Below are 26,168 nucleotides of genomic sequence, written 5' to 3'. Positions count from 1 at the left end.
TCGCCGTGCCAAATGTCTGCAGGTCGCTTCCGGAAGTACCCCGGCTCCTTTGCCCCGCCGTAAGCCCCCTTATGGCGAAACCATTGCCCTCGACCGTCTGCCGGCCTCGCTTGCAGCGGAGGGGGGCGGCCTACCAAGGGCAACTGCCCACCGAGGGCGCCCAGCGCCCGAGGGGTGCGCGGAGCGCAGGGCAGGCGGCAGGAAAGGGCGGTCCAGCGCGCCCTAGGCGCTGGCGTGGGGTCCGGGGCCGCGTAGGCCCCGGTTGGGGCCGTAGGTCCCGCCCAAGCTGCTGTCTGATCTCGCCGAGCGCCTGCAGAACCCGGGCCGCCGTGCCCAGGTCCTCGACGCCCTGCGGCGTCTGGAGGACCAGCCCAGTGTTCGGCACCTCCGAACACGTTCTGGCCGTCGCCGCTCCCATGGTGTCGCCGCACACCGGGGTGGACATCCGGTGACCGCCACCGGGGCGGCCGAACATCCAGGCCGGATCAACGCCGGTGTCGCGGTGTCGCGGTGGATCGACGCCCACCCCGACAACCGGGACCGCGATCCGGAGGCACTGCTATGGGGCAGGGTGACCAAGGTTGGCGAGGAAGCTGGTGAGGTCATCGCGGCACTGGTTGGCCTTCGCGGGCCTGTACGAGTGGTGGCGGAACAAGGGAGGTCGCCGGTGACGACGACCCGGGCGCCTGGCTGGCCACGTGCACGATCATCACCACCGAGGCCACCGAAGCCGCCAGCCGGGTCCACCCCCGGATGCCGCTGACCGTCGCGGCCGCCGACTACGACGCCTGGCTAGATCCCGAGCACCAGGACCCCGACGAATTCCGCGCCCTGCTGACCGCGCCCGCGGACGGTCAGCTATCGATCCGGCCCGTAGATACGGCGGTCAACAGCGTCCGGAACAACGGGCCCACCTCCTGGACGCCGTGACTCTTGCCTGAAGGAGCGCCTCCGTCCGTCGCGTGCAGAATTGCCTGGCCCCTCGAACCTGCGGATCGCTAACCTCCGGCCATGTCGGAACATGCATCGTGGGAAGCCCGACTGGGCCGGATGAAGAGCGCCGTCGAGCTGTGGGCGAAACGAACGAGCGGGGACGACAGCGGGCCAGCACGGGTGGAGCCGGGTAGCAGTCTGTCCGGCGACGACAAGTTGTTTCCGGATCATCCGGTGTCCAGTGTGGCCTGGCACGGACTGATCACTGCGGTGGAGCACTTCCTGCAGCACCCACGCACCTCTCCAACCCGGCACGCCGTGTTCTACCGGATGGTCGCCCGCAACCGGGTCTGGCTGGCCCGGCGACACCTGCCCTCGGTGCTGGTGCCGATCTACCTCGGTATCTGGGCAGCGCTCACGCTCGCCCGCAGACCATCGGCCGCCGGCCTGCGGGCGTGGGTCGGCGGTTTCGCCGAAGGCTGGCGCACGCCGTGCCCGCCGCGGCATCCCATGCGCTGGCGCACCGTATGGAAGATGACGCGACTGGGCCGTCCGCCCATCGTGTGACCATCCCGCGCCCGGCTGCGGGTCTCAGCCCAGCAGGGCCAGCAGCCGGGCCGCCTGCCGTTCATCAGTGCCGGCGGGGTTGCGGTCGAATCCAGGCCGTCCGGGAAGCAGCATGATCAGCCACAGCAGCGCCAGCAAACGCCGCACGTCCCGTAGCCGGGCAGCCTCCGCGCCAGTCAGAGGAAAGTGGCTCAGTAGGCCTGGCACATCCAGGGTGCTGTCCACCCAGCCGGAGGGGTGCTCGACGATTTCGGCGAGCTCGAAGGCGCGATCGCTGCGGCCAGAGTCCTCGAAGTCAACCAACCGGACAACTTCGCCGTCGAACAGGTAGTTCGCGAGGTTTCCGTCTGTAAGACCGAACACCGGTACAGGATCGGCCTTGACCAGGTCATCCAGCGGCGCAGCGTCCAGCCACCGCCAGCCCTCGTTGAACGCCCTCTCAACCTGCGGATCCGGCCCGAACTGCTGGGCTTGCGTGCACCAGTCCCGGGCCTTGTCGACGGCCTTGACCACGTTCCAGGCACCCTCGGGAACCGCCGCCAGTACGTCCTGCGGAACAGCACCGTGCAAGGTGGCCAGAGCTTCCGCCAAGGCGGCCGCTCTGCGGCCGGAGACCACGGTGCCTCGCAAAGGGACCCCGGCCAGTCGGGACATCACCACGGTCGGTGGATCCCCCTCCAGGTCGGCCTTCAGGGGCTGCGGAGCCAGACCGGGCGCGTGCTCTGCAAGGAGCGTCAGCGCCCGCCACTCGCGCTGCGGCTCACCGCGGCCCCACGACCGGAACCGCTTGACCACCACGTTGGAGCGCATCTCCAACCCGTGGGTGTTGTCTTGCCCGGCCACACAATTCTCCTGCTGCTTCGCTGGGGCACCTGAACCCCAGCCGTTTGGGAGCCTACGCCACGCTGACTCCGAAGAGCTCGGGGCGACACCCCCTTAGCCGTTGTACGTGGCGCTGGTGGCCGGGTTGGCCGCAATCGCCACAGCGGTTGCCAGCAGCAGGTTGATGACGGCGAATACCACCATCACCGCCGCGAATGTCCGTCCCCGCATCCCGCCCCCAGAGCCACACCGCTTCCGTACGGCAGCGGGACATTACCGGCATTCCCGTACCGGATGAGTGTGATGCTTCCGCACGGGCGCACGACCGCAGTTTCCTGCCACCGTGCACCTGATCAGCGATTGCAGCGGCTCAGGCCCCGGGGGACTTGGCGTAGCCAGCACCGCAGTGCCGACCGGCGGCCGTCGTGCCCCCGGGCGGTCCGGCTGCAAGGCCGTGCGCGTGTGGCCCGTGAGCAGGTTGCGGCGGTGGGCGGGCAGGGTGGCCGGGTCCGCGGTCGCCACGACCAGGCGGATGTGTCCGTCGGGGCCCCACCAGCCGAGGTGGGCGTCGGCGGCCCACCATGTCTCGGTGTGCCCGTCGCGGAAGGTCCGCCGGACCGGGGTCCAGTCGCCGGGATGCTGGGGGTCCGTCCAGGTCAGGGCGCGGGCGGCGTCGACGGGGGTGTAGGCGTCCTTGCCGTGGGCCCAGGTGCCGTGGCTCGGTTTGAGGGCCATGACGAACGGCAACCCCGCCGCGTGGCGGTGCCTGCGAGGCAGGTCAACGCCTTGTTACGGTCCCGCGGCAGCAGCAGTCCGGTCAGGTACTCGCGGAACCCGCGGCGCTGTGCCAGTGTGGAGAACAGGTCATCGAAGCATGCGGCGTAGGCTTCCAGCGGGCCAGGTGCGGGCGGACACGGCAGACGACGGGTCATCACAAGCCCCCAGGCAGCGAGGCGACGTTCCTCTGCTACCGGCCCACTGCAACCCTGACCCGCCGTCAACAAACCACCGCTAGCCCGCTTGGGCCAAAGTTCCGAACACAGTGCAACAGGAAGGGGGAGTCGTTCGCCTGACTCATCCTCAACGCGTCTACGCTCAATTAGGTTGGCGTGAACATGGCGTATTTTTGGCCTGAATTTTAGGTGCGAATTCGGCCTGAGCTGCTGTGTAATGGCGCGATCTGGCTCCAAGGGGGGGCCTGAGTCCGGGAGTCTTCATGAGTTGGCACGGGATGCGCACCAAGCTGGGCGCGTGCACGGTGGGGGCACTGACCGCCACCCTCCTCGCTGTGAGCACCACCCCGGCCGCGGCAAGCGGGACATACAGCGGCCTGGCCTACGTGTATGGGACCGGCGTCTACACCAACGACTGGGGCGACGAGGGCGTCACGGACATCAACACGAACGCATCTTCCAACGCTACTTGCCTTTGGCAGATGGTCCTTTGGGCAAACGGCTACCTGGCATCGGACATCGACGGCGTCTTCGGAACCAACACCAAGAGCGCGACCGCGGCGTATCAAGATGACACCGACTACCTGACAGTCGACGGAAGTGCCGGCAAGGCGACCTGGAGCTACGCGGCTGACTATCAGATCGCGTACGTGTCGGGCAGTGACGCTCCTGGCCAGACGCTGAATCTGCGATACGACGGCACGGTCAACAACTTCAAGATGAGGCGCCTCGGGGACGGCAACTACGAGTTCGTCGACAGTCACGGCAACTGGCGGAAGGCCGGCTACAACTACCGGACCTGCTGACTCCCGTCGTCACCATCGCACCCAGGGCCGGCCTACCGGAAGGGAGGCCGGCCCTGGGCGCGCTGTAGCTGGGGTGCGCTGCCCTATGGTCCTCGACGAGATGGGCCGGGACTTCCACCGACGCAAGGCCCTGACCACGGCGGCTGTCAGCAACTCGCGCCGATAGGGTGCAGTCAACGGTGTAACTCGGGTGGTGTGAGTTATCGGCGGCCGACGGAGAGCCGGCCGTCGAAGGCGATGTCGAAGGCCTGCAGGGCCGGCTTCCATCGCATGGTCCAGCGTTTGCGGCCCTTGCCGGTGGGGTCCAGGCTCATGACGGCCATGTAGACGCACTTGAGTGCTGCCGCCTCGTTCGGGAAGTGTCCGCGGGCCCGAACAGCCTTGCGTATGCGGGCGTTCACGCTCTCGATGGCGTTGGTGGTGCAGACGACACGTCGTATCTCGGTGTCGAACTGCAGGAACGGCACGAACTCGGCCCAGGAGTTCTCCCAGAGGGCATCGCATAGTGCCTCTCTTCGTGGCGTTTCTGAGGACACGCTGCTGGTCACGCATCCATTCCATCCGCTGGCGGGGCGGCGGTTGCGTGTATGCCGCGCGGTGCGCCGCTCCAGCGGTTTGGTGTTCATCTGCACTGCCGGTAACGGCGTGACGGTGACACTCCCGCAGGGGTGGACGGACCGCGGCCCGGCGCCGGGTGAGAACCGGCTCGCAACCGACGGGCTTGGTGCGCTGTCTGCGCTGGTGGATGCCCTGATGAGCCGTGGTGTCGAGCCGGGGGATGGTGGATCCTCGTGAAGGGTGCCCTTCTTCTTGTGGCCTTCGGCGCCCGGGCATCGGTGACGGGCGGTGACCATGGTGGAGAACTGGAGCCGGAGCGTCGTGCTGCTGGTGGCGAACATGGTCGAGTCCTCGGTGCGAGGGGAGGAGGACGGCGGTGAGCGGGCTGCAGAAGATCACGTCCTCGCACCGGTCGAGGCAGGCACTGATCTATGTGCGGCAGTCAACCTTGCTGCAGACACGGGAGAACACCGAGTCGACTGCCCGCCAGTACGGGCTGGCCGACCGCGCGCGGGAGCTCGGCTGGGCCCCATGCGACATCGAGGTCGTGGATGCGGACCTGGGGGTTTCGGGCCGATTCTCCGGAATGCGGGCCGGATTCCAGCAGTTGGTGTCCCGGGTCTGTCTCGGCGAGGTCGGCGCGGTCTTCGGGCTGGAAGTCTCCCGACTTGCCCGTTCCTCGGCCGAGTTTGGCCGGCTGCTGGAGTTCGCGCGGCTGACCGACACCCTCCTGATCGACGCCGACGGCGTCTATGACCTCGGCGATTTCAACGACCGCCTGGTGCTGGGCCTGAAGTCCACGATGAGCGAGGCCGAGCTGCACATCCTGGCTGGACGCCTGCAGGGAGCCCGCAAGGCGGCCGCCGAGCGTGGGGACCTGCGGCTGCCGCTGCCCGTCGGCATGGTCTATGCCGACGACGGGACCATCGTGGTGGACCCTGATGAAGAGGTGCAAGCTGCGGTCGCGGACGTCTTCGCCCTCTTTGACCAGCACGGCTCCGCTCTCGCCGTGGTCCGCGCGTTCGCCGGACGTCGCTTCCCCCGCCGGGATACCGGGGTGTGGGACGGGCGGCTGGCCTGGGGACGGCTCACCCATGGCCGGGCCGCCGCAGTGTTGAAGAATCCCGTCTATGCCGGGGCCTATGTCTTCGGTCGCTCGGTGAGCTCTCGCAAGGTGCGGCCCGACGGCACTGTCATCACCACCGTCAACCAGCGGTCCCGCGATCAGTGGGCCGTGCTGATCTGTGACCACCACGAGGGCTATATCTCCTGGCAGCAGTATCTGCAGATCGAGGCGAAGCTGGCCGCCAATCGCACCCGTGCGAAGGCCCGGCCGCCGCGGGAGGGGGTGCCGGTGTGTCAGGGCATCATCTTCTGCGGCTCGTGTGGCTTCCCGATGAGCACCCGTTACCGGCGTGCGGACGGCACCGCGGACTATGTGTGCACCCGGGCCCGCAGCGATGCGCTCCTCACACCGGGCTGCCACTCGATCGCCGCCGCGGCCGTCGACCCGCAGGTGGTCGATCTGCTGCTGGCCGCGCTGACACCCGAGCAGGTGGACCTCGCCCTGGCCGCGGCCGATGAGGTCCACCACCGTCACCAGCGCTCGCACCGGGCCGCCGAACTCGCCGTGGAACGGGCCCGTTATGAGGCCCATCGCGCCGAGCGGGCCTTTGGCCAGGTCGAGCCGGAAAACCGGTTGGTGGCCCGCTCACTGGAGAGCCGCTGGGAGGCGAAACTTGCCGCGCTGGCCCAGGCCGAAGCGGCGCTGGCGGACCTGATCGCCGCCGAGCTGGCTCTGCCCGAGCCCGCACGGCTGCGGGAGCTCGCCCGAGACGTGCCGGCTCTGTGGCAATCGCCGACGACCACGGCCAAGGACCGCAAGCGCCTGCTGCGGACCCTGATCGCGGACGTGACCGTGCGGCACGTCGATAACACTCGTGCTGACATCGGGGTGCGCTGGCATACCGGCTCCGTCGACGAGATCACCTGCGACCGTCGTACCAACCGCAACCCCACCCAGGCCGTCGACATCGTGCGCAACCTGCTGGACAGCCGCAGCGACGCCGAGATCGCCGACCACCTCAACAGCCTCGGCTTCATCACCGGGAACTGTCGTCCCTTCACGGTGAACTCGATCCGTCACATCCGAGCCCAGCACGCGATCGGCTCCAGGCGCAACGACCCCACCGGGCCCGGGGAGATCACCGTGCCCGAGGCCGCCCGGATCCTCGGCGTCCACGAAGCTGCGATCTACCCCTGGATCCGCAGCGGCGAGATGGCCGCCCGCCAGGCCCGCCACCGCCGCTGGTGCATCACCTGGGACAGCGGCACCGAGGCGTACTGGAAACAGCGCGTGGCCACATCCTCCCACCTCAAGCGGCGAGCGAACACCAACTACTAGACAGGACAGGCAGTATGAAACCGACTTCCCACAGGCGCACGATCGCCGGATACTTGGCACCCCATTCCTCCTGGAAGTCCAAGAAGCGGTCCTCAGCGGCCTTCGCGGTCGGCGCGGTGTAGATCGGCTTGAGGGCGCGGGAGATCTTGTCCCAGTCCTGGCGGGCCGCGTAACGGAACGACGCCCGCATGAGGTGAACGACACAGGTTTGCGTGATCGCCTGCGGCCAGACCGTGCCGATCGCGTCGGGCAGGCCTTTCAGCCCGTCGCAGACGACCATGCACACGTCCTCGACGCCGCGGTTGCGGATCTCGGTAAGGACCTGGAGCCAGTACTTGGCGCCCTCGCCTCCGTCACCGGCCCACAGGCCCAGGATGTCGCGGGTCCCGTCCACCGTCACCGCAAGCGCCACGTAGATCGGACGGTTGGCGACCTGCCCGTCACGGACCTTGACGTGCACACAGTCGATGAAGATCACCGGATAGACCGGGCGGTTTCCATCGATGGTTGCGAATCGCCAGGTCAATCGTGCTGCAGGAAGTCTCTCATGGCTTCGGCGGGAGTCTTGTCTCCGAGCACGAGGCGAGGTCGCCGGTTGAGCCGTCGGGCGACTTGCCGTAGGTCATGGGCGCTGTGAACCGAAAGATCACTGCCCTTGGGAAAATACTGCCTGAGCAGGCCGTTGGTGTTCTCGTTCGTGCCGCGTTGCCAGGGCGAGTGGGGGTCGCAGAAGTAGATCCGGAAGCCGGTGAGGGCTTCGACGTCCTCGTGCAGTGTCAGCTCCCGTCCTTGGTCCCAGGTCAGCGTTCTCCGCAGCTGAGGCGGGATGTGCGCGGTCTGAGTGATGAGCGCGTTACGGACCTGTGGAGCCTTCCAGCCGTCGGGCAGGTGGAGGAGGTGAACGTACCGGGTCGTCCGCTCGACCAGGGTGCCGATTGCTGAGCCCTGGTTGGCCCCGATGATCAGATCGCCTTCCCAATGACCGGGAACAGCACGGTCGTTGACCTCGACCGGACGCTGGTGGATCAACGTCATATTCTTGATCTTGTTCGGTGTGGGAACACCCCGGCGTTGCTTCTTGCGCCGGGTCCGGCCCGTCCGGAGCCTGCCGTCCCTGTTGCCAAGCAGGCCGGCGAACAGGGCCCGGTAGATCGTCTCTGGGCAAGCCCGCATCGCCGGATTGCCGAGGTGGGCGCGGGCGAGGAACCGGGAGACCTGCTGCGGCGACCACTGCTCGTCAAGCTTCTTGCGCACGATGGTCCGCAGCGGCTCATTGCAGCGGATCTTCTGTTCCTTGGGTCGCTTCCTGCGAAGCAGTGCCTGGTTGTGCGCCCACCAGGGCTGGTAGCCGCCGTCCGGCTTGCTGCCTCGCTTGATCTCTCGATAGACCGTCTGGAAGCTCTTGCCGATCGAGGCGGCGATCTCCTTCACGCTCCGCCCGGCGTGCAGGCCGTCGGCGATAGTGATGCGGTCGTCCTGGGTCAGGAAGCGCGGGGATATAGGGCCGGGGTCCGGAACGAGCATCCCACCAGCTTCCAGGAACCACTTGGACCCACAGCTGGTGGAGACGTCAACGATCCGGGCGGCCGCTGCCCCCTTGAGGCCCTGCCGCAGGAGCTCGAAGTACCTCCTCTTCACCCCTGTCGATCTTCTGATCGGAGGACGTCGAAGCATGCGAATCTCCCTGATCGCGGGCGTTCGCAACCACCAATAGAACTCAAGCCGGGTCCAGAGGCCGGTTCTGCCACTCGGCCATCCCGTCGATGACCTTGTCCGTGATGGTCGAGATCGTCGTCTTGGACACGCTCGCGCCGTAGACCTCGGCCAGGTGCGCGGAGATGTCCCCGTGCGTCAGACCCCGGGCGGACAGGGACAGGACCATCTCGTCCACGCCGGTCAGCCGGCGCTGCCGCTTCTTGACGATCTGGGGTTCGAAACTGCCCTCCCGGTCGCGGGGAACGTCGATCTCGACCGGTCCGACGTCGGTCAGCACCGTCTTGGACCGGATCCCGTTGCGGGAGTTGCCGCTGCCTGCTCCGGCCGAGTCGTGCTTCTCGTAGCCGAGGTGGTCGGTGATCTCGCCCTCCAGGGCGGACTCCAACACCCGCTTGGTCAGCTGCTGCAGCAGTCCGCCCTCGCCGGTCAGCTGGAGCCCGCCGGCGCGGGCCCGGTCGACCAACTGCCCGATCAACTGCTCATCCAGCACGTCCGTCGACAACTCGACCGGTCGGACCTCTTCAACCGCCTCGACGGAGGCAGTCACGTCGCTCATCAGGTGTTCTTCCTTGATCGGGAGTTACACCGAAGACCGTACAGACCCGCCTCAGCCAGTACGGACCGTGCCGGGGCCCGTCTGCCAGCACCCCGCCGCCGGCGTAGTCGTCCCGGAACTGTTCATGCCGGATGAGCGCCGCGAGTAGCTGCACGTCACCACTGGCTTCACCGGTGAGACGTAGGTGTTTGCTGTCTACCCACCGGAAGCCGTGCTCGCGCGGATCCTCGAACGTGTAGTGCCGAAAGTTGATGAAACCGCTGGCCTCGTGGACGAGAGCGTTCCCCATAGCCTGTCAACGTACGGGAGCGGACTGGCTGCCCATGCTGCGGCGCTCCGGAATGGCACAGGCGGCGGCCGACGGACATGGCCACCGGGCTCGGCTTTTCGCGCCGTGCGGTTCAGTGCGGTTCGGGGTATCCGGGCAGCCCGAGCGGGACAGGCACCAACGGCCGCTGCGGGTCGACGTTTCGCAGACACAGCCGGTAGCGCTGACCGTCGATGGGGCGCAGCGCCACGCGCCGGCCTTCGGCCTGGCCCGCGTCCAGGGCGGCCAGGGCAGCGGGACCGTCTTCGGCGACGACCTGGGTGTGGAAGGCCATCACCTCGCCGAGTGACAAGGTGCGCCCGGCCAGAGTCAGCGTGAACTGCGGGTCCAGGACGCGCACCGACTGGGGTTCGCCGCCCAGGACCGCCCGCAGCGCCGGGTGGTCCTCGCCGTTGAGCGTGACGGTCAGAGCGCGGGCAAACGGGGAGATGACACAGTGCCCCTCGACGACCAGCCGCGCCACACGCAGCGCGACCCGCTCGGCGGCCGTGATGTCATCGGGAAGCGGGAACTCCTGCTCGCAGTGCCGCTGCAGGACCTCCAGGTCCTGCGCATACAGCCGCAGCTGCTCCAGCTCGTCACGCTCGCCGGTACTCGCGGCCGCCAGCTGGCCCCCGCCCGCGTCCTGGCCCTCGACGGTCAGAGCGAAGGTGCCGCCGGACATCAGCCTGCGCCGCAGCCCCAGCCGCTTGAGCGCCTGGGCAGGGGTGGCCCCGGCCAGGTCGAAGGAGAAGTTCAGCTTGGCAGGGCGGTCCAGGTCGTGGGGGAGCAGCAGCTGCAGTCGGCTGCCGTGCAGGTCGACGTCGACCGAGCGGCCCATACTGCCGCTCCCCAGGCCGTGCACCTGCCCCGAGAACGACGCGACGGTAGCACCGGCCTCGTCGTGGAAGGCCAGCTCCGCCGGGGCGCCGGCCCCGGGCAGCGGCCCGACGGGCCGCCAGACCACCTCCACGTTGGTCAGGGTCTTCGCCAGCCACTGCGGCCCGTTGACGGTCAGCGACGCGATCGCCTCAGCGGGCAGCACGACCTGTTCGGCGAGCCCGAAGCCGAGCGCCCTGGTGAGCGTGGCGGTCAGGTCCGCGTCCATCCCGCCGGGCCTGCCTTTCAGCTCCAACGTGACGGGGCTGACCTCGTGGGCACGCGGATGCTTGGCCCGCAGGGTGTGCACCACCATGCCCTCGACACGGGAGAAGTCCACCGTCCAATGATCGTCCAGGCCGTCGACCACCGCGCCCAGCGCGGCGACCCGCTCGGCAAGGTCCCGATCCCCGCCCAGCAGCACCGCCTGCTCCTGGCCGAAGACCTTCGCCTTCTCCAGCAGCTGCTCCCGGGTGAAGAAGTCCACCAGGTCCGGGTGCGCGGCCATCCGGTCGTCCAGCTCGGCCCGGTCCATCACGCGCACCCGCACGCCACGCCCGGCCGCCAGGCCGTCCACGAACGCCTGCTCGCCCGGGCCCAGGGTGCACGGCACCACCAGCACCCACTCGTACGGGGAGTGCGCCATCGCCCGGGCGAACGACTTCTTGATCGAGGTCTGCCGTCCCTTGAACGACGACGCGGGGAACCCGTCCGGGTAGTACTTCAGCTGGAAGATCCGCAGCCGCCCGCCGCTGACGACCTCAATGTCGATCCCGCCGTCCCCGCCGCGCCCGTTGACCGCGCGCACCCGCGCGGTCTGGTCGTACAGCCGGTGTACCAGCGCCTCCACGATCCGGTCGAACTCCGGCTGCCCGATCCGGTCCCACTCGATGGCCACGGCCCCGCCCTCCCCCAGGAAACACACCATCTTTGCATCGCTCGCCGACACCGGGTGCTCCTCCCGTGCGAGCCCGGTGTGCTGCCTCGTGTCAGCGGCAGGTGGGATTTGCCGTCTCGGGTCAGTGAGCAGCTCAGTGCGGCCGGCCTGGGCCCTTCCCGAAGGGCGGTGCCGGTCACATAGCGGGCGGCGGTGTGGCGGGCGCGGCCTGCTCGGCTGGCTGGTCCAGTTGCTGTTCGCGCCGTCGTTGTTCACCGCGAAGCGTCTCGACACGTTGGGTGAACTTGGCGAGAGATTCGCTCTCTTGCTCCTCCGAGAACTGGCTATAGTCACCGATCCCGAGCATCACGGCATTTAGTTCTTCTTCGATGGCGTCAGCCGTCTGCCGAAGGAAGTAGCTGCGCTCGCGGTACTTGTAGTACCCGGTGAACGCGGACGCGAGGGTGACGCTGAAGCCCAGAGCCACGACGGACAGGGTCTGCCAGTTCCAGTCCTGCTGGCTGAGGGCTGCGATCGTGGTCATCGCAGTCGAGCCGATCATGATCAGTGACTGCAGGGTGTTGTGGACGCGTCGGTAGTGGCGGCTCTCCCGCCCATACTGGGCAATGACCGCAACGGTATCTTCGCGGTACATGCTGCGCCGCTCCGTCAGCGGTGGATGCGCCCGTAGGCTCGCGCGGCGAAGCTCCTCACGCTTGGAGGCAAGACTGTCGCGTAGCTGCGCCAGGCTGTACGCGTAGCGGTCCGGCGGTGAGTGCAGGTTCCGAACGTCAAGCGGGTCACGCTGGAAAACGTGATCTACACAGATCACTGCGACTGTGAGGCTGCTGGCAGCCAACGGAGTGACGAGGAAAGCTCTCCCAGCCAGGAGCACGGCATGGTCACCGGCGTGCAGGGCGTTCCACGCGACAAGCGCCGGGACGCTCAGCATGGCAACAACAAGAGAAATCGCGAGCAGACGTGCACGCCTCCGCTTCCAGGCAACATCCCGCTCCAGTTCAGCAACTTTCGCCTGCAATGTGTTGATATTAGACACCAATGCAGCTCACCCGCCCCCCATGTCAACCCAGCGCTGCGCCGAGAAGGACGATTGGCAACCAGAAACGCAGGTTACCGGCGGGTAACTGCTGGCCCCAGCGGCCGCATATATGGCGAAAGATTCCCATACGCCTCGGTATCCCAATAAAAGCGACAGATGTGCCACCGGTCGCATCGACCCAGTCGACCGGGCCGATGAATGTCTTCCCCTTCGCCATGGTCAAGACGGTAGTGATCAGTGTCTGAGGTCGATGCGCATACCCGAAAACTGACGCGGGTCACTTGATTGCCGGTGCAGTACCTGCGCGGACCGACCCAGGAGGCTGGACCGAGCTCCCCTGGGCTGAATGTCAGGCTCACCGCGTTCCCGGTGTCGTTCGGTAGGAAGTCCGGAGTGGCGTGTCGGCTCGACCCGTACCTTGAGGACCTATGAGATACACGTACGTCGCGCCCGTCGAGGCGGAGCAGATCCGGCAGTTGCCGACTCGTGACGTTGCTCTCCTGCTCTTGCAGCATCTCGCTAGTGGTACCGGCTATCAGCAGTACATAGGCACGATGGGTTCGGCGCGTCAAGCGTTCCAGGATGAGCCAGACAGGGACGCGCTCGTAGACAGACTGTCTGACGCCTGGACCTGGCTGGAAGGACGTGCGCTTCTCTCCAGGGAACCCAGCCAGTCGGACGCCTTCCGCCGGATCTCCCGCGACGGCATGGACCTGGTGAAAGATCCGGAAGGCATCACGCGCTTCCAAGCCCGCGAACGGCTGTCCGGCTCATTGCATCCGACACTGGAAGGAACGGTACGCACCAACTTCCACCTGGGCGACTACGAGACGGCGTGCTTCGCTGCTATGAAGGCTGTCGAGGTTGCGGTCCGTGACGCCTCCGGCCTCGACAACTCCCTGGTCGGTGTGCACCTAATGCGCGCGGCGTTCCAGCCTCACAAGAACGGGAAGGAAGGCGGACCGCTCGCCCACGCGGGAGCCGAGGGTGGGGAGCAGGAAGCGGCGTCGGCGCTCTTCGCTGGCGCCATGGGTGCGTTCAAGAACCCTTCCAGCCACCGCACCGTCGACTTCGATGACCCGATCGAGGCGGCCGAGATCATCCAGTTCGCCGACTTGCTCCTGCGGCAGATTGAACGTGCCAAGAGCCGTCAAGCTACAACCGCCGAGTAGGCTTGCAAGGCCGGGATTCCCTTTGAGACCCCCGGCCAGCCCTTCGCTCTGCTGCTACCAGCGCATGCCGAGGGCGTCGAGTTCCGCCCGCCGGTCCTCGGTCAGCTTCGCGGCCCGGCGGCGGGTGTTGTCCACGAACTGGCCCAGCTTGACCTCGGTCACGGTGCCGTCGGGCTCGGTGAGACTTTCGACGTGCTTCCTCGGCACCTGCAGACTGTTCTCCCGCGAGTGGTACTGGCGGGCGGCGCGTAGGTTGATCGCCCATTTGTCGGCCTGCGTACGGCGTCCCGGCGGCCACTCGTCAGGTGCCGCGGGGCTGAGGTGGAGCATGTTTTCCAGCATCCATGCCTGCGCGGGTAGCAGAGCGTCCCAGCCCAGGCGCTGCGCCTTAACCCACGCGCCCAGGTCCTCGCCCTGCACGCTCACCTGTCCCGGCACGGTCGGCAGCGACTGGCCATCCTCGACGAGGGTCCGGCACAGCCGGTAGCTGCGCTGCCATGCCACAGGCCAGGTGGGGCACCAGGACGGGTCGATCGCCTCGAGTGCATCCCTGCGTTCCTCCGACAACGCGCCGGCGGTGGAGCCGACCGGCAGACCGGCCTCGCGCCGCTGCGCGATGACGTCCGCCAGCCTGCCGACAGTCCGCTGGTTCTTCATCCAGACGCCGACGGGGTACCCGTTCCAGACCGCGGTGGCGGGCGGCAGCAGATGCCCGTGCACGGCCGCCCACTCCGCCGCGGCGGACAGTCCCTCGGCGAAGGCGACGTCCCAGTGCGACCACACCATACCCAGATCGCCCAGTTCGGCAGCCCGCACCGGCTTCATCTGACCCGCATGGAAAAACCTGCGCTGGTCCGCAATCCACGTCCCCAGCGGGAAATCGGCGGGATCCCAGTCTTCGGGAGTCGTGAACGCATACGGCACGCGCAAATCGCCGTTCTCTTTCACGTAGCGGGTGGCTGCTTGGATTCCGGCACGCCAATAGGTGTTTTCCGGCCGGAGAACACGCAGGCTCATGAACCGTGCCAGAATCGCCGGATCACGCGGCGTAGAAAAAGACAGAAGCCCCTGCGCGAGGGCCGACAAGCCACCTTCCCCGCCCTGCGCACTTTCCCCGCCTGTCGACTTTCTCTCTAGTTACGACATGCTCGATGCGCTGACCTTGGGTATTTGAGTTACATATATGTAGCTCTGGTTTGCCGTCTGACCTGGTGTGGTGTGCTGCAGGGGCGCTTGATACCCGGCTCCGTGACGCTCTGGCCTGTGGTGCTGCAACTGGGCGGAGGATGTTGTGACTACGGGGATAACCCGTTGGGTATTGCGTGGAACTACGGCCCGGAAGTGATCATGAAGGTTGGTGCAGGGCTACAGGTAGCGCCCGAGCCCTGTCTGGATAGTGGGACCCGATCAGGGTTCGGGTCCGGCGCCTGGCGGGTATCGACGGATCGCGCGGATCCGCCGTGCCAGATATCTGCAAGGTCGCTTCCGGAAGTACCCCGGCTCCCTTTGCCCCGCCGTAAGCCCCCTTATGGCGAAACCATTACGCTCGACCGTCTGCCGGCCTCGCCCACAGCGGAGGGGGGCGGCCTACCAGGGGCAACTGCCCACCGAGGGCGCCCAGCGCCCGAGGGGTGCGCGGAGCGCAGGGCAGGCGGCAGGAAAGGGCGGTCCAGCGCGCCCTAGGCGCTGGCGTGGGGTCCGGGGCCGCGTAGGCCCCGGTTGGGGCCGTAGGTCCCGCCCCTCACGCTCCGAGCTGTTTCGGGCAAAGGAGTTCTTTGTGTCAAAAAGGACAAATTCGAGCCGAGCTTCTGAGGCGACCAGGCAAGATGGCCCTGCTTCCAGCAGTCGAGTTGCGGGTGGCTGGGGCCTATTGGAGAGTTGCGGTCCATTGAGAATTTCTGGCCATGAGTGAAGTGCACTGGACTGAACTGTCCGCAGGCGCCACGGCCGTCACAGCGTGATCTCGCTGCAGGCCGCGGCCACCACCGGCGGCGTCGTCATCGACACCCGGGCCCGCTTTGGCTTCACCGCCGTGCCCGGCAGCACCGACGACGCCCGCCTGCGCCTGATCACCCAAGCCCTCCCGCCCGCCAATGCGGCACGCCTCTTTGAGGCCCAGGAGCAAGGGGCCGGCGAACAGCGGCTGCGTGCGATCGCAGCCGAGGGCCTGCAGGAGTTCTACTTCCGCGACCGCGGCCGCCGCGCGCAGGGCTTGCAGGTGGAGTTCACCGACATCGACTACATCGACATCGAGCTGTAGCTGTTTGTGGCTGGTCGCAGATAGCTCGCCGAGATACGGACCGGCCAGCAACTCCCGCCCTACGCACCCGACCTCAACCCCGTCGAGGGCATCTGGTCGATCCTCCGACGCCACCACTACCCCCAACCGGGCCTTTACCGACCCGGACCACCTCATCACTGCAGTCCGCCATGGCCTACGCCGACTCCAATACCGTCACCACGTCCTCGACGGCTGCCTCACCGGAACCGGAGTCACCCCCGCACCACCATGACGACATCACGAATTGAGCATCAGTAATCCTGGAGAACCTCCACGGTTCGCAGCCGCGCCACGTCCCGGCCCGGGGGCGCGCCGAACATTCGCCGGTACTCACGACTGAACTGCGAGGGGCTTTCGTACCCTACGGCGTGGCTGATTGCGGCTACGTCGCGCGGTGATGCCATGAGCTGGATGCGGGCTTTTTGCAGCCGTAGCTGTTTTTGATATTGCAGTGGACTCATCGCGGTCACGGCCCGGAAGTGCCGGTTGAGTGAGGAGACACTCAATCCGACTTCGGCGGCGAGGTCGTCGACACGCATCACCTGGTCGTAATGCGCTTTGATCCATGCGATGGCGCGGGCGACGAGGGTCGTGCGGCTGTCGGCCAGGCCGATCTGACGGATCAGAGCACCCTGGGGACCATTCAGCAGTCGCCAGTGGATCTCGCGTCGGAGGCTGGGCGCCAGCACCGGAATGTCACGTGGCTCGTCCAGCAGGCGCAGGAGCCGGACGACGGCGTCGAGCAGTCTGTCGTCTGCGTCGCTGGTCGCGACACCCGGCCCCGCGTGCGGACGGAGGGTGGTCGAGCCGGCGTCCAGCAGTAGTTGCGCGATGATCGCGGGCTGCAGGGGAAGCCCGAACGCAAGGTATGGCTCGGCGGGCGTGGCGCGGGTGATCTGCGAGGTTAGAGGCAGGTCGACGGTCGCGACGAGGTACTGGCCCGAGTGGTACTCGAAGATGTGGTCACCCAGGACGGAGCGCTTCGCTCCCTGAGCGGTCAGGGCGACCATAGGCTCGGTGACTGCACCCAGTGGTTCGGTCACATGTTCGGTCGAGAAGGCTGCCATCTGCTGGACCCATACCGGGCGAGGGCTGCCCGCGGCCAGGCGTGTGATCCGGCGCCGAATTTCGTTGAGGTGATCCACGACGCCAGAAAACCACGTGAGCGTGCGCGGGGCCAGCACGATGGGAGGGAGGTTGCGCGGATTGTGCAATGATCCGCGCCCATCGGTCTACTGAGGATTAATGCGTGATGTCGCTTGGGTCTGTGGTGAGGCCGGTGCCGGTGAGGCAGCCGGTGATGATGGTGGGCCGGTACTGGATCTGGCGTAGGCCCCGGCGGACTGCGGTGACCAGGTGCGTGTAGTCGGTGAAGGCGATGTTGGCCAGGCTGGTGCGCCGCAGGCTGGACCAGATCCCCTCCACGGGGTTGAGGTCGGGTGCATAGGCTGGCAACTGGAATACCGTGAGCCAGTCCCGGGCCGTGGTCCAGGCGCGCATCGCGCGGCTGAGGTGCAGGCCGACGTTGTCCCAGACCAGCACGATCGGTCCGCCGAGTTGGGTGTGGGCGGCGGTGAGTAGGTCTCGTAAGTCTTTCCAGGAGAAGCCCTTGCGGCCGTCGGCCCGCCGGTCACCGGTGTGCCGGAAGACCAACCGCGGCCGCTGACCGGGCTTGTAGCAGCACAGAGCGGCCACGGACAGGTGACGTCTGCTGCCGCCGTTGACCCGGATCACCGGGGTGAGGCCTGTGCGGGACCAGGTGCGGGCGGTGTGCGGCGTCATCGAGAACCCGGCCTCGTCGGCGAAGACGGTCCAGGCGCCGAGCGCCGCCGCGGTGGTTCCACGGCCGGCCAGGTCTCCTTCACCCACGTCGCGACCGCCTCATCGTCGCGCTGCACGGCCCTGCGAGCCGGGACCTGGGGCGACCAGCCGTGCCGGTGCAGCAACAGACACACCCCGGGCACGGTGTAGCTCTTGTGGAACATCCGCCCGATCAGCGTCCGGATCCGTGCGAGCGTCCAGCGCTCGTCAGACCAGCCGTGCGCTACCGCCCCCAAAGCCAGCGCCGCCTCCAGCTTCACGAACAACTCGTCACTGAGCTTGGGCAACGACGCCGGCCCCTTCGAGACCAGACCGGCATCACCCCGCTCGACCCACTCCCGCCGCCAGCGCTGTACCGAGCGCACATGCACCCGCAGCACCCTCGCCACCTCGGCGTTGTCGCTACCAGCCGCGAACATCTCACCCGCGTCCAGACGGATCCGCTCGCGAAATGCCCTCCGCTCGGCAGTCAGCCCGCCACCCTGCGCGTACCTCATGACCGTGGTGTACCGCGACGATCACGACCTGTCAGCACCCCACGACATCACGCATTACAAGTCAGTAGGGAGCCGCTCTGCGGCGAGGTCGAATGGACAGGTACCCGGGACGGACCGCCACAGCGTCCATCCTCGCCCTTTCCTGCCTATGAGGTCGCACCATGTCGCTCGATTCCTACGTCACGCTCGGACGTTCTGGATTGCGTATCAGTCCCTTCACGCTGGGCACGATGACGTTCGGGGAGGATCACGGTTGGGGTAGCAGTCCGACGGATTCCAAGGAGATTCTTTCGGCCTATCTCGATCGAGGCGGTAATTCGATCGACACGGCCAATATCTACACCAACGGCCATTCTGAAAAGATCATTGGTGACTACTTCGCCGCTCGGTCCGGACTGCGCGATCGAGTGGTGATCGGCACGAAGTTCTTCGGCAACCTTTATGAGAACGACCCCAACGGTGGAGGACCAGGCCGCAAGGCGGTCGTGCAACAGCTGGAGAACTCCCTTCGGCGTCTGCAGACCGACTACGTCGACATCTACTGGTTGCACAACTTCGATCCGTCCACGCCGGCCGAGGAGACGCTCCGCGCGCTGGACGACCTGGTTGGCGCCGGCAAGGTCCGCTACGTGGGCTTCTCCGACGTGCCGGCCTGGGCGACGGCGGAGGCCGCCACCATTGCGCGGTTCCGCGGGTGGGCCCCGATCGTCGCTGTGCAGTTGGAGTACTCCCTGCTCGAACGCACCTCGGAGGGGGAACTGATCCCCATGGCTCAGGCCTTGGGCATGGGAGTGTTGCCCTGGGGGCCGCTGAAGAGCGGTTTCTTGTCCGGCAAGTACTCCAGCACCACTACGGGACCGGTCGACACCGCACGTACGCAACTGGTCGGCGCACCGAGCAAGGCCGACTACGTCGTGATCGACGCGCTCACCGCCGTTGCGCATGACGTGGGCGCCACTCCCGCCGCGGTGGCGCTGGCCTGGGTGCAGGGCCGACCCGGAGTCGCCTCCACCCTGGTCGGCGCACGCCGCCTGGAGCAGTTCGAGGCCAACTTGCAGGCGCTCGACGTGACCCTGACCAAGGCCCAGCGCGATGCCCTCGACGAGGTGTCCGCGCCCGCGCTGAACTTCCCGGCCGAGAACAACAGGACGCTGGCACCGATGATCCAGTTTGGCGGGGCCACCGTGGACGGGCGCCCTTCGATGGTGTCCCCGCTCCTGGGAGTCAGCAGCGCCCGCTACTGAACACCACATCACCGCAGATAAGCCATTTTAGGCAACACGAAAGGGACAAATATGTCACTGCAGTTCGCTGGCAAGACCGCTTTGGTCACCGGGGGCGGATCCGGTATCGGGCGGGCGACGGCACTGGCGCTCGCTGCCGAGGGCGCACTGGTCACGGTCTCGGGTCGTACGGAGGAGACGCTGAAGGAAACGGTGCGTCTGGTCGAGGCCGCCGGCGGTTTGGCCCGTTACTTCGTAGCCGATGTGTCCGACGAGTCCATGGTGGAAGCCACGGTCCGAGCGGCCGTCGGGGACACGGGCCGGCTCGACTTCGCCGTGAACAACGCGGGCTACGATGGCGAGTTCCAGCTCACCACGGACTACTCGACCGAGATGCTGGACCGGATGATCGCCGTCAACATTCGCGGTGTGTTCCTGTCGATGAAGTACGAACTCAGGCAGATGGTGACGCAGGGCTACGGCTCAGTGGTGAACATGTCCTCGGGCGCGGGGCTGGTGGGTGTGTCCGGGTTCTCCGGTTACACGGCCACCAAGGCGGCCGAGATCGGCATGACGAAGAGTTCGGCCCTTGAGGTCGCACCGCGCGGTATCCGCGTCAACGCCCTGTGCCCCGGCCTGGTGGACACACCGATGATCGCCACGATGGACCCGAACCAGGAGCCCATGAAGTCGATCATCGCTGCCCATCCCCTGGGGCGGATAGCCGACGCGAATGAGATCGCTGACGCCGTTGTGTGGCTCTGCTCGGATAAGGCAGGTTTCATCACGGGCGTGGCGCTGCCGATCGACGGCGGCTACTCGGTGCCGTAGCGCGCGCCGGTCGGCGTCCCATCTGCGGCCGCGGTCGGAGTGGAGCTGCGGCCGCGCCGCGGCGGGACACACGTCATCACAAGCCGTCCTCGCTCTGCAGCCCTGTCGGCGGTTCGCCAAGGACGCTGTATTGATCGTGGACGGCACCTTGGTGCGCACTCGCGATCAAAAGGTCGCCGAGCAGTCGAAGACATCTCATGTCGCTGGCGGGTCAAGTAGGAGCTCAGGCAGCAAGATCCATGGGTGGTGCGAAGGCACGGTCGGGGTCGAACAGCGTGCGGTGCTGTAGGCAGTGGAAGAGGCAGCCGAGCAGCTTGTTGAACAGGTTCCTGAGAGCCGCGGTATGCCGTTCTCCACCAGCACGCCGTCGGTCATAGTGGGCACGTGGAGCCTGCGTGTGCAGGGCTGCGAAGGCCCACATGCGCCCGGCTGATGCCAGTCGCTGGTTCTTGACGGTCCGGGCCACAGCCACGTGGCTGCGGCCGGAGGCCCGTGTGACAGGAGCCGCGCCGGCGTATGCCTTCATGGCTCTGGCGTCCGCGAAGCGTTCGCGGTCGTCTCCAATCTCGGCGAGACGCGTGCTCCAGAGAACACGGAGAGCCCTGGGAAGCTGGTGATGATCTCGGCATCCGGGTGCGCGAGGAATGCCTCTTCCGTCGCCACCGCCAACTGGGCCACGCTGACGCAGGCGGCGTCGACCTGCCGGACGAGTGCCACTGCCCGCTGTCCCAGAGCCTGTTCGACCTGCGGCAACTGCCGCAGGGAGTCCGCGCGGAAGATTGCCCGAAGTCGCTCAACCTCGGCTTCGATCCCACAACGTGGACGCTCACCGCGCTTGAGTAACGCGCGCAGCTGGCTGCGGGTGAGCTTGGCGGCGTCGGCCGGCGTGGGTGCGGCAGTCAAGATCACGCGGGCGCGCGGCGAGTCGAGTCCGGGCTTTCCAGCGCCGTGAAAGGCAGTGAGAGCGACTGGATAGTACTCGCGAAGGTGTGACCGAAGCCTGATCATCTGTTGCCGGTCCCAGATGGCGTCCTGGTGAGCGCGAGCCAGGACGGCGACGGCCTGCCCCGCTTAGCTGTCGTCGGGCAGAGGCCGGTGGGCATGCCGGTCGGTCCGGAGGATGTTGGCCAGAACCCGGGCGTCCGCTGCGTCGGACTTGGCTCGGGAGACGCTCGCGCCGGTAGTTGTCAAGTCAAATGAGACGTTCGCGGTGCTATGAACCTTGTGGTTCGGGTTGCCTTCGTTTCGCCGGGTCGTTGATCCAGACCTGGCCGGGTATCTCGGGTGGTCTTGGTCGGCGGGCGAAGCGTTCGGGGTGGCGTTCGTATGCCTCGGCGAGAGCGGTGGCCCGCTGGTCGCGGACCTCCTCTGCAGTGCCGAAGTGGACGGAGGCGGGGGTGTGCAGGCCGATCCCGGAGTGTCTGTGGTCGTGGTTGTAGTAGGTGATGAAGGCGTCCATCCACTCCCGGGCATGGGCCAGCGAATCGAACCGTTCTGGGTAGTCGGCGGTGTACTTCGTGGTCCTGAACTGGCTTTCCGAGTATGGGTTGTCGTTGCTGACCCTGGGGCGCGAGTGGCTCCTGGTGATGCCGAGGTCGATCAGCAGTTGGGACACCTTCTTGCTGGTCATCGAGGTGCCGCGGTCTGCGTGCACGGTCTCTGGCACGATGCCGTTGCGCTCGATCGTCTCGCGGATCAACTCCTCCGCCCGCTCAGCCGTTTCGGCCCGCTCGACGGTGTGGCCGACGATGTAGCGGCTGAAGATGTCGATGATCACGTAGGCGTGGTACCAGATGCCCTTGTCCGGGCCGGGCAGCTTCGTGATGTCCCAGGTGAAGACCTGCGAGGGGCCGGTCGCCGTCAGCTCGGGGATCGTCCTGGGCGGGTGGGTGGCCTGGCGGCGGCGTTCGCCGTTCTGCCCGGCGGCGGACAGGATCCGGTACATCGTCCGCTCCGAGCACCAGTAGTTCCCCGCGTCCAGCTCACGCGCCCAGACCTGCGCGGGCGGCAGGTCTACGTACTCCGGCCGGTTCAACAGCGCCAGGATCTCTGCCCGTTCGGCCGGCGAGAGGGCCGAGGCGGGCGTGGGTCTTGGGGACGGTGCGGGCTTCGGCTTGGGGTTGATGTGACGGTAGTGGGTGGCGCGTGAGCGCCCGGTCAGCCGGCAGGCTGCTGTGGTCCCCAACTGGCCCTGCACACCCGTGAACGCTTCGTCGATCAGGGGCGCGGCGGCGTGCTTCAGTCCGCGCTCTCGGAGAGCAGTTCCAAGAGCGCGTTGGCTTTTCCCATGACTTCCAGGGCCGCGTCCCGGCGGGCCAGGTCCTTCTCCAGTCGTGCGACCTTCTTGCGCAGCCGTTCCAGCTCGGCCTGCTCGGCCGCCTTCTTCGGCCGCACCGCCGAGGTCCGCCGGTCGGCCAGGGCATCCAGGGCGCCGGCCTCGCGGGCCTGGCGCCACTCGATGATGTGCGAGTGGTACAGCCGCTCACGGCGCAGGATCGCGCCTTTCTCCCCGGCCGGGGCGGCGTCGTACTCGGCAACGATCCGCAGCTTGTACTCCGCGGAAAACGTCCGCCGCTTCGGCTTCGGCGCCGGATCGTCACCGGCGGGTATCGGGGTCGTGCTGGCCATGCTGAAGGGATCTCCTGTCTCGCCCATCCAGACTAACCCGATAAACCGGGTGTCTCAGCCGAGGCTGTCAGAGAGGGCGCGGTCGCGATATCGGGCCGCGGCCAAGGGATTGAGCCTTTTCAGCGTTGCCTCTGCAGGGTGAGTACGGCTCGTGCCGCTGACGACAGACGGTTAGGGCTGCAGCGGGCGTGGCGGAAGATGCGCCAGAGTTTGAGGGTGGCCATGCCGCGTTCGACGGGGTAGCGGAGCCGGGCGTGCGCCCGGTTCAGCGATCTTTGCCGGGTGGTGAGCTCCTTGCGGGGTGGGCATCTGGTCGGCGTGGCGAAGGTGCCGCCGGCTTCGAGGTAGGCCAGGTCGGCCAGAGCTGGGATGCCGAGGCGGACGCAGGTGGTCACGATGCGGTGGGTGCGGGCCGCGGTCAGGCCGTGGGTGCGGCCGGGCAGCGCTCGGGAGATCCACACGATCTCGCCGTGTGGGTCGGTGATGACCTGCAGGTTCACGCCGTGGCGGCGGTGCTTGCCGGAGTAGTCGGCGCAACCGTCGCCGACCCGGTCGCACTCGGCGAGCGTGCCGTCGACGAGCACGTACTCCGCGTTCGCCTCGCGCCGGGCGCGGGTCAGGCCTGGCGCGCGATGGGCCAGGAGATCGATGACCGCGTGCACGTAGGCGTGGGCGGTGCCGACGCTGATCCGGAAGCCCGCTGCGATCTGCGCGAGGGTGTCGTGCTTGCGCAGACACACCAGCGCGACCAGGGCCCGCTGCGAGGGTCGGAGTTTCCAGCGGCGGTCACCCTCCCGGGTGACGATCAGGATCGTCACCCACTCAACCAGCGCATGAGGCAGGTCCAGTGCTGCAGGATAGGTAACCAACGGGGCTCCCCGGCAGAAGAGTTGAGACATCAGACATCTCGCTCAACCGCCGAGGAGCCTCGCCCGTTTCGCACCGGCCTTCAACCAGTAGGCCCTCACCCGTTCGGTGGCCCCGCTGAAAAGGCTCATTGATTGCGTAGATCTGGCGGCCGGTGGCCCGCAAGGCGGCGACGAGAAGCCCGCGGGGCGTCTCGATGGCGACCGGGATCGGTTCTGCTGCGCTGTCACCGTGCTGAGCCAGAAGTTTCGTCAATGCGTGGAAGCCGGCGCTGTCGTCGCTGATCCGTAGCTTTGCAAGTGCTTGATCAGCGGAAGCTGCTGGCAGGGCGGATCGAGGAACTGCTGGAGGGTCACCCTCTTTCGAAGGTCTTGACGTCCATGCCGGGAGTCGGCGTCAGGACCGGAGCCAGGATCCTGATCGAGGTCGGAGATGGCAGCACCTTCCCTACCGCCGGCTGCCTTGCCGCCCACGCAGGTCTCGCCCCGGCGACCTGGAGCTCGGGCTCCTCGATCCGCGGTAAGCAGCCCTCCCGGCGGGGAAGCAAGCAGCTCAAACGGGTCTTCCTCGGACATAGGGGCACCGCCCGCCCCGGGTACTGCGGGACACCTTGATCTTGAGCGACGGCGTATCGGGTGGCGACACGTCGAGCCTACATTGTCGCCAATCAGCTGCTACATTGTCGCCATGATGGTTGACAATGACTTCGTGCCACACCTAGCGTTGACAGCGTCAGGAAGTAGACCTTTTCAAGAAAGATCATGCTTTCGTGAAGCGTCAGGATGTTGAAGTCGAACTGCGTGAACGCGTACTGCGCGGGGACCTGGCCCCGGGTGATCGCCTGCCGGAGGTACAGCTGGCCGAGGAACTAGGAACCACCAGATTCGCGGTCCGGTCCGCCTTGCAGGCCCTGGAAGCTCGCAAGCTCGTCGAGCGTCTCCCCAACGCGGGGGTGGTGGTGGCGCGACTGAATTACGACCGCCTGCAGGAGATCTACGACGTCCTGGAGCTCCTTGAAGGCTTGGCCGCGCGGCTCGCCGCGCGGAAGTCGCAGCCGGCCGACTGGGCCGAACTGCAGGAGCTGTTCGCCGAGGCCGGCACCCTGGACAAGGCTGCCGACGACGATGACATCGACGCTTTCCTGGCGGCGATCGACCGGTATCGCGACACCGTCATCGAACTGGCCGATCAGGCTTTCCTCGCCGAGATGCTCGCCGGCGTCCGCGACCAGTCGCACGCGCTCCGACGCCGCATCCTCATGACGCCGGGGCGTATACGGGAAAGCCTTGCCGAGCACCGCTTGGTGATCGAAGCTCTCGCGCGCGGAGACGCCGAGGGTGCCGAACAACTCAAGCGGCACAACATGCAGACCGCGCGCAAGCGGCTCCACCGGTACCGGGACTTCCTGGTCTGACGGCGGCAACCACTGCGCACGGCATCCCATGGACTCTCAGAAAGCAGCAAAGTGTCCCACCATCACAGTGCACGCAGGAAGGCCCTGAAGACCCTGCTCGCGGCTGATCAGACAGTGGTCCTAGCCGGGGCCTACGACGCCCTCAGCGCGCAGCTGGTCGAGCGGGCCGGATTCGAGGCCACGTATGTCGGCAGTTTCGCCGCTGCGGCATCCGGGTTCGGTATGCCGGATGTCGGGCTGCTGACGTTGAACGAGATGGTCGAGCAGACCCGCCGGGTCGTCGAAGCGACCTCGGTTCCGGTTCTCGCCGACGCGGAGAACGGGTTCTACGATGCCCCGAACCTCTGGCGGACGATCCAGGCCTTCGAGTCCGCGGGTGTGTGCGGCGTGCACATCGAAGACAACCTGGGTGGTAAGCACACGGCCAGGCCGGCCGGACTGCTCTCCGCGGAACAGATGTCGCAGAAGATCCGCGCTGCGGTCGACGCCCGGACGGACCCGGACTTCCTGGTCATCGCACGCTCCGACGCGGCATGGGTCAATCACGATGTGGAAGAGTGCGTCGAGAGACTGGAAAGGTACGTCGCCGCGGGAGCCGACATGGTCTTCGCGCCTGCCCTCCCCGCCGAGGACATCGCCCGGTACCGCGAGCGTATCGCCGCTCCCGTCATGGTCGCGGGTGACCTTCTGGACGTGACGGGATCAGATGTTCCTGCGCACACGATCGAGGAGTACTCCCAGGCCGGCGCCGATGTGGTCCTGCTGTGGTACACGCTCATCGGCGCCGCCTCGAAGGGGGTGAGCGACGTTCTGCGCGCTCTGCGAGCCGGTAACGAGGTCGGCACGCTGAAGGACTTCGTCACCGACCAGCGTGCCTTCGAGACCCTCATGGGCTACGACGAGTTCGAGCAGCGCAGCATGCGTTACGCCACGCCGCCCGTCTCGTCGTAACTCACCCCGTTGCCATGCGAAAAGAAGGAAGACCTGTGAGCACTT

General features: G+C 67.0%; 19 protein-coding genes and 12 pseudogenes. 14 read left to right on the top strand and 17 right to left on the bottom strand.

Annotated elements, in window-relative coordinates; genetic code table 11:
* Window positions 1–617: 617 nt before the first annotated feature.
* Window positions 618–930: pseudogene (locus AC1VWI_RS45080) on the top strand (SOS response-associated peptidase family protein); the annotation flags it as partial.
* A 285-nt stretch (window positions 931–1,215) separates the two neighbouring features.
* A pseudogene (locus AC1VWI_RS45075) lies at window positions 1,216–1,500 on the top strand (glycosyltransferase family 2 protein); the annotation flags it as partial.
* Window positions 1,501–1,524: 24 nt separating this feature from the next.
* Here the strand turns inward: AC1VWI_RS45075 and AC1VWI_RS45070 are convergent.
* On the bottom strand, window positions 1,525–2,343 hold the full coding sequence (locus tag AC1VWI_RS45070) for a phosphotransferase (protein ID WP_499516675.1): 819 nt from the start codon (window positions 2,341–2,343) through the stop codon (window positions 1,525–1,527).
* A 399-nt stretch (window positions 2,344–2,742) separates the two neighbouring features.
* Window positions 2,743–3,254, bottom strand: a pseudogene (locus AC1VWI_RS45065) (hypothetical protein); the annotation flags it as partial.
* Window positions 3,255–3,553: 299 nt separating this feature from the next.
* On the opposite strand from AC1VWI_RS45065, the gene AC1VWI_RS45060 reads away from it, so the two are divergent.
* Window positions 3,554–4,081, top strand: coding sequence for a peptidoglycan-binding domain-containing protein (locus AC1VWI_RS45060; protein WP_499508784.1), 528 nt, complete (start codon window positions 3,554–3,556; stop codon window positions 4,079–4,081).
* 200 nt (window positions 4,082–4,281) lie between these two features.
* On the opposite strand, the pseudogene AC1VWI_RS45055 reads toward AC1VWI_RS45060, so the two are convergent.
* Window positions 4,282–4,575 (bottom strand): annotated as a pseudogene (locus AC1VWI_RS45055) (transposase); the annotation flags it as partial.
* Here AC1VWI_RS45055 and AC1VWI_RS45050 point away from each other — a divergent pair.
* Together AC1VWI_RS45050 and AC1VWI_RS45045 are read left to right on the top strand one after the other, a co-directional pair.
* Window positions 4,469–4,876: a DUF5372 family protein gene (locus AC1VWI_RS45050; RefSeq protein ID WP_499508783.1), complete on the top strand. Its 408-nt coding sequence runs from the start codon at window positions 4,469–4,471 to the stop codon at window positions 4,874–4,876. The pseudogene AC1VWI_RS45055 and the gene AC1VWI_RS45050 overlap by 107 nt on opposite strands.
* A 139-nt stretch (window positions 4,877–5,015) precedes the next feature.
* Window positions 5,016–7,043, top strand: coding sequence for a recombinase family protein (locus AC1VWI_RS45045; protein WP_499508782.1), 2,028 nt, complete (start codon window positions 5,016–5,018; stop codon window positions 7,041–7,043).
* 25 nt (window positions 7,044–7,068) lie between these two features.
* On the opposite strand, the pseudogene AC1VWI_RS45040 reads toward AC1VWI_RS45045, so the two are convergent.
* The 6 genes and pseudogenes from AC1VWI_RS45040 to AC1VWI_RS45015 all read right to left on the bottom strand — a co-directional run.
* A pseudogene (locus tag AC1VWI_RS45040) lies at window positions 7,069–7,539 on the bottom strand (IS256 family transposase); the annotation flags it as partial.
* A gap of 26 nt (window positions 7,540–7,565) precedes the next feature.
* A complete protein-coding gene (locus AC1VWI_RS45035; RefSeq protein ID WP_499516677.1) occupies window positions 7,566–8,717 on the bottom strand; it encodes an IS30 family transposase in 1,152 nt (383 codons plus the stop codon).
* 52 nt (window positions 8,718–8,769) lie between these two features.
* Window positions 8,770–9,315 (bottom strand): annotated as a pseudogene (locus AC1VWI_RS45030) (transposase); the annotation flags it as partial.
* Window positions 9,316–9,716: 401 nt separating this feature from the next.
* Complete coding sequence (locus AC1VWI_RS45025; protein WP_499516678.1) at window positions 9,717–11,399, bottom strand: hypothetical protein; 1,683 nt, start codon at window positions 11,397–11,399, stop codon at window positions 9,717–9,719.
* Window positions 11,400–11,574: 175 nt separating this feature from the next.
* Window positions 11,575–12,435, bottom strand: a complete 861-nt coding sequence (locus AC1VWI_RS45020) for a DUF4231 domain-containing protein (protein WP_499516679.1) — start codon at window positions 12,433–12,435, stop codon at window positions 11,575–11,577.
* Between the two features lie 25 nt (window positions 12,436–12,460).
* Window positions 12,461–12,655, bottom strand: a complete 195-nt coding sequence (locus tag AC1VWI_RS45015) for a hypothetical protein (RefSeq protein WP_499516680.1) — start codon at window positions 12,653–12,655, stop codon at window positions 12,461–12,463.
* Window positions 12,656–12,866: 211 nt separating this feature from the next.
* Between AC1VWI_RS45015 and AC1VWI_RS45010 the strand changes: the two genes are divergently transcribed.
* Window positions 12,867–13,610, top strand: coding sequence for a TIGR02391 family protein (locus tag AC1VWI_RS45010; protein ID WP_499516681.1), 744 nt, complete (start codon window positions 12,867–12,869; stop codon window positions 13,608–13,610).
* Window positions 13,611–13,664: 54 nt separating this feature from the next.
* Here the strand turns inward: AC1VWI_RS45010 and AC1VWI_RS45005 are convergent, their stop codons facing one another.
* A complete protein-coding gene (locus tag AC1VWI_RS45005; protein ID WP_499516682.1) occupies window positions 13,665–14,696 on the bottom strand; it encodes a helicase associated domain-containing protein in 1,032 nt (343 codons plus the stop codon).
* 883 nt (window positions 14,697–15,579) lie between these two features.
* On the opposite strand from AC1VWI_RS45005, the pseudogene tpg reads away from it, so the two are divergent.
* Both tpg and AC1VWI_RS44995 read left to right on the top strand, forming a co-directional pair.
* Window positions 15,580–15,870, top strand: a pseudogene (gene tpg, locus AC1VWI_RS45000) (telomere-protecting terminal protein Tpg); the annotation flags it as partial.
* A gap of 51 nt (window positions 15,871–15,921) precedes the next feature.
* Window positions 15,922–16,123: pseudogene (locus AC1VWI_RS44995) on the top strand (transposase); the annotation flags it as partial.
* 19 nt (window positions 16,124–16,142) lie between these two features.
* Here AC1VWI_RS44995 and AC1VWI_RS44990 read toward each other — a convergent pair.
* Both AC1VWI_RS44990 and AC1VWI_RS44985 read right to left on the bottom strand, forming a co-directional pair.
* On the bottom strand, window positions 16,143–16,958 hold the full coding sequence (locus AC1VWI_RS44990; RefSeq protein ID WP_499517155.1) for an AraC family transcriptional regulator: 816 nt from the start codon (window positions 16,956–16,958) through the stop codon (window positions 16,143–16,145).
* A 175-nt stretch (window positions 16,959–17,133) separates the two neighbouring features.
* A protein-coding gene (locus AC1VWI_RS44985; protein WP_499510068.1) for an IS630 family transposase occupies window positions 17,134–18,209 on the bottom strand; the annotation gives its coding sequence in 2 pieces (ribosomal slippage) (window positions 17,134–17,760 and window positions 17,763–18,209; 1,074 coding nt in all).
* 161 nt (window positions 18,210–18,370) lie between these two features.
* On the opposite strand from AC1VWI_RS44985, the gene AC1VWI_RS44980 reads away from it, so the two are divergent.
* The 3 genes and pseudogenes from AC1VWI_RS44980 to AC1VWI_RS44970 form a co-directional block, all read left to right on the top strand.
* Window positions 18,371–19,453, top strand: coding sequence for an aldo/keto reductase (locus AC1VWI_RS44980; protein WP_499517149.1), 1,083 nt, complete (start codon window positions 18,371–18,373; stop codon window positions 19,451–19,453).
* 51 nt (window positions 19,454–19,504) lie between these two features.
* Entirely contained in the window at window positions 19,505–20,263 is a 759-nt protein-coding gene (locus AC1VWI_RS44975; RefSeq protein WP_499517148.1) for an SDR family NAD(P)-dependent oxidoreductase, read from the top strand.
* A gap of 85 nt (window positions 20,264–20,348) precedes the next feature.
* Window positions 20,349–20,453, top strand: a pseudogene (locus tag AC1VWI_RS44970) (IS5/IS1182 family transposase); the annotation flags it as partial.
* A 33-nt stretch (window positions 20,454–20,486) separates the two neighbouring features.
* Here the strand turns inward: AC1VWI_RS44970 and AC1VWI_RS44965 are convergent.
* The 5 genes and pseudogenes from AC1VWI_RS44965 to AC1VWI_RS44945 form a co-directional block, all read right to left on the bottom strand.
* Window positions 20,487–21,436, bottom strand: a pseudogene (locus tag AC1VWI_RS44965) (IS110 family transposase); the annotation flags it as partial.
* A 40-nt stretch (window positions 21,437–21,476) separates the two neighbouring features.
* On the bottom strand, window positions 21,477–22,460 hold the full coding sequence (locus tag AC1VWI_RS44960) for an IS3 family transposase (protein WP_419249715.1): 984 nt from the start codon (window positions 22,458–22,460) through the stop codon (window positions 21,477–21,479).
* A 41-nt stretch (window positions 22,461–22,501) separates the two neighbouring features.
* Window positions 22,502–22,891, bottom strand: coding sequence for a transposase (locus AC1VWI_RS44955; RefSeq protein ID WP_419249714.1), 390 nt, complete (start codon window positions 22,889–22,891; stop codon window positions 22,502–22,504).
* Between the two features lie 119 nt (window positions 22,892–23,010).
* Entirely contained in the window at window positions 23,011–23,760 is a 750-nt protein-coding gene (locus AC1VWI_RS44950; protein WP_499517147.1) for a transposase, read from the bottom strand.
* A gap of 127 nt (window positions 23,761–23,887) precedes the next feature.
* A pseudogene (locus AC1VWI_RS44945) lies at window positions 23,888–24,085 on the bottom strand (IS110 family transposase); the annotation flags it as partial.
* On the opposite strand from AC1VWI_RS44945, the pseudogene AC1VWI_RS44940 reads away from it, so the two are divergent.
* From AC1VWI_RS44940 to AC1VWI_RS44930, 3 genes and pseudogenes are all read left to right on the top strand, one after another.
* Window positions 24,061–24,318: pseudogene (locus tag AC1VWI_RS44940) on the top strand (transposase); the annotation flags it as partial. The pseudogenes AC1VWI_RS44945 and AC1VWI_RS44940 sit on opposite strands and share 25 nt — an antisense overlap.
* Window positions 24,319–24,527: 209 nt before the next feature.
* Window positions 24,528–25,172 (top strand): GntR family transcriptional regulator, encoded by a 645-nt coding sequence (locus AC1VWI_RS44935; RefSeq protein WP_499517146.1) that lies wholly within the window; start codon window positions 24,528–24,530, stop codon window positions 25,170–25,172.
* A 51-nt stretch (window positions 25,173–25,223) separates the two neighbouring features.
* Entirely contained in the window at window positions 25,224–26,123 is a 900-nt protein-coding gene (locus AC1VWI_RS44930) for an isocitrate lyase/PEP mutase family protein (RefSeq protein ID WP_499517145.1), read from the top strand.
* The last annotated feature ends 45 nt before the right edge of the window (window positions 26,124–26,168 follow it).

It is taken from the genome of Streptomyces sp. TOM-9, from assembly GCF_056858595.1.
Note: the sequence above shows the minus strand (reverse complement) of the source record. Positions and strands in the feature narration are given on the sequence as shown.

Excerpts from the sequence above, each read along its gene's own strand:
- AC1VWI_RS45060 (WP_499508784.1), top strand. The coding sequence starts at position 3,554 with ATGCGCACCAAGCTGGGCGCGTGCACGGTGGGGGCACTGACCGCCACC.
- AC1VWI_RS45050 (WP_499508783.1), top strand. The coding sequence starts at position 4,469 with ATGCGGGCGTTCACGCTCTCGATGGCGTTGGTGGTGCAGACGACACGT.
- AC1VWI_RS45035 (WP_499516677.1), bottom strand. The coding sequence starts at position 8,717 with ATGCTTCGACGTCCTCCGATCAGAAGATCGACAGGGGTGAAGAGGAGG.
- AC1VWI_RS45015 (WP_499516680.1), bottom strand. The coding sequence starts at position 12,655 with ATGGCGAAGGGGAAGACATTCATCGGCCCGGTCGACTGGGTCGATGCG.
- AC1VWI_RS45010 (WP_499516681.1), top strand. The coding sequence starts at position 12,867 with ATGAGATACACGTACGTCGCGCCCGTCGAGGCGGAGCAGATCCGGCAG.
- AC1VWI_RS44990 (WP_499517155.1), bottom strand. The coding sequence starts at position 16,958 with ATGGCAGCCTTCTCGACCGAACATGTGACCGAACCACTGGGTGCAGTC.
- AC1VWI_RS44980 (WP_499517149.1), top strand. The coding sequence starts at position 18,371 with ATGTCGCTCGATTCCTACGTCACGCTCGGACGTTCTGGATTGCGTATC.
- AC1VWI_RS44975 (WP_499517148.1), top strand. The coding sequence starts at position 19,505 with ATGTCACTGCAGTTCGCTGGCAAGACCGCTTTGGTCACCGGGGGCGGA.
- AC1VWI_RS44955 (WP_419249714.1), bottom strand. The coding sequence starts at position 22,891 with ATGGCCAGCACGACCCCGATACCCGCCGGTGACGATCCGGCGCCGAAG.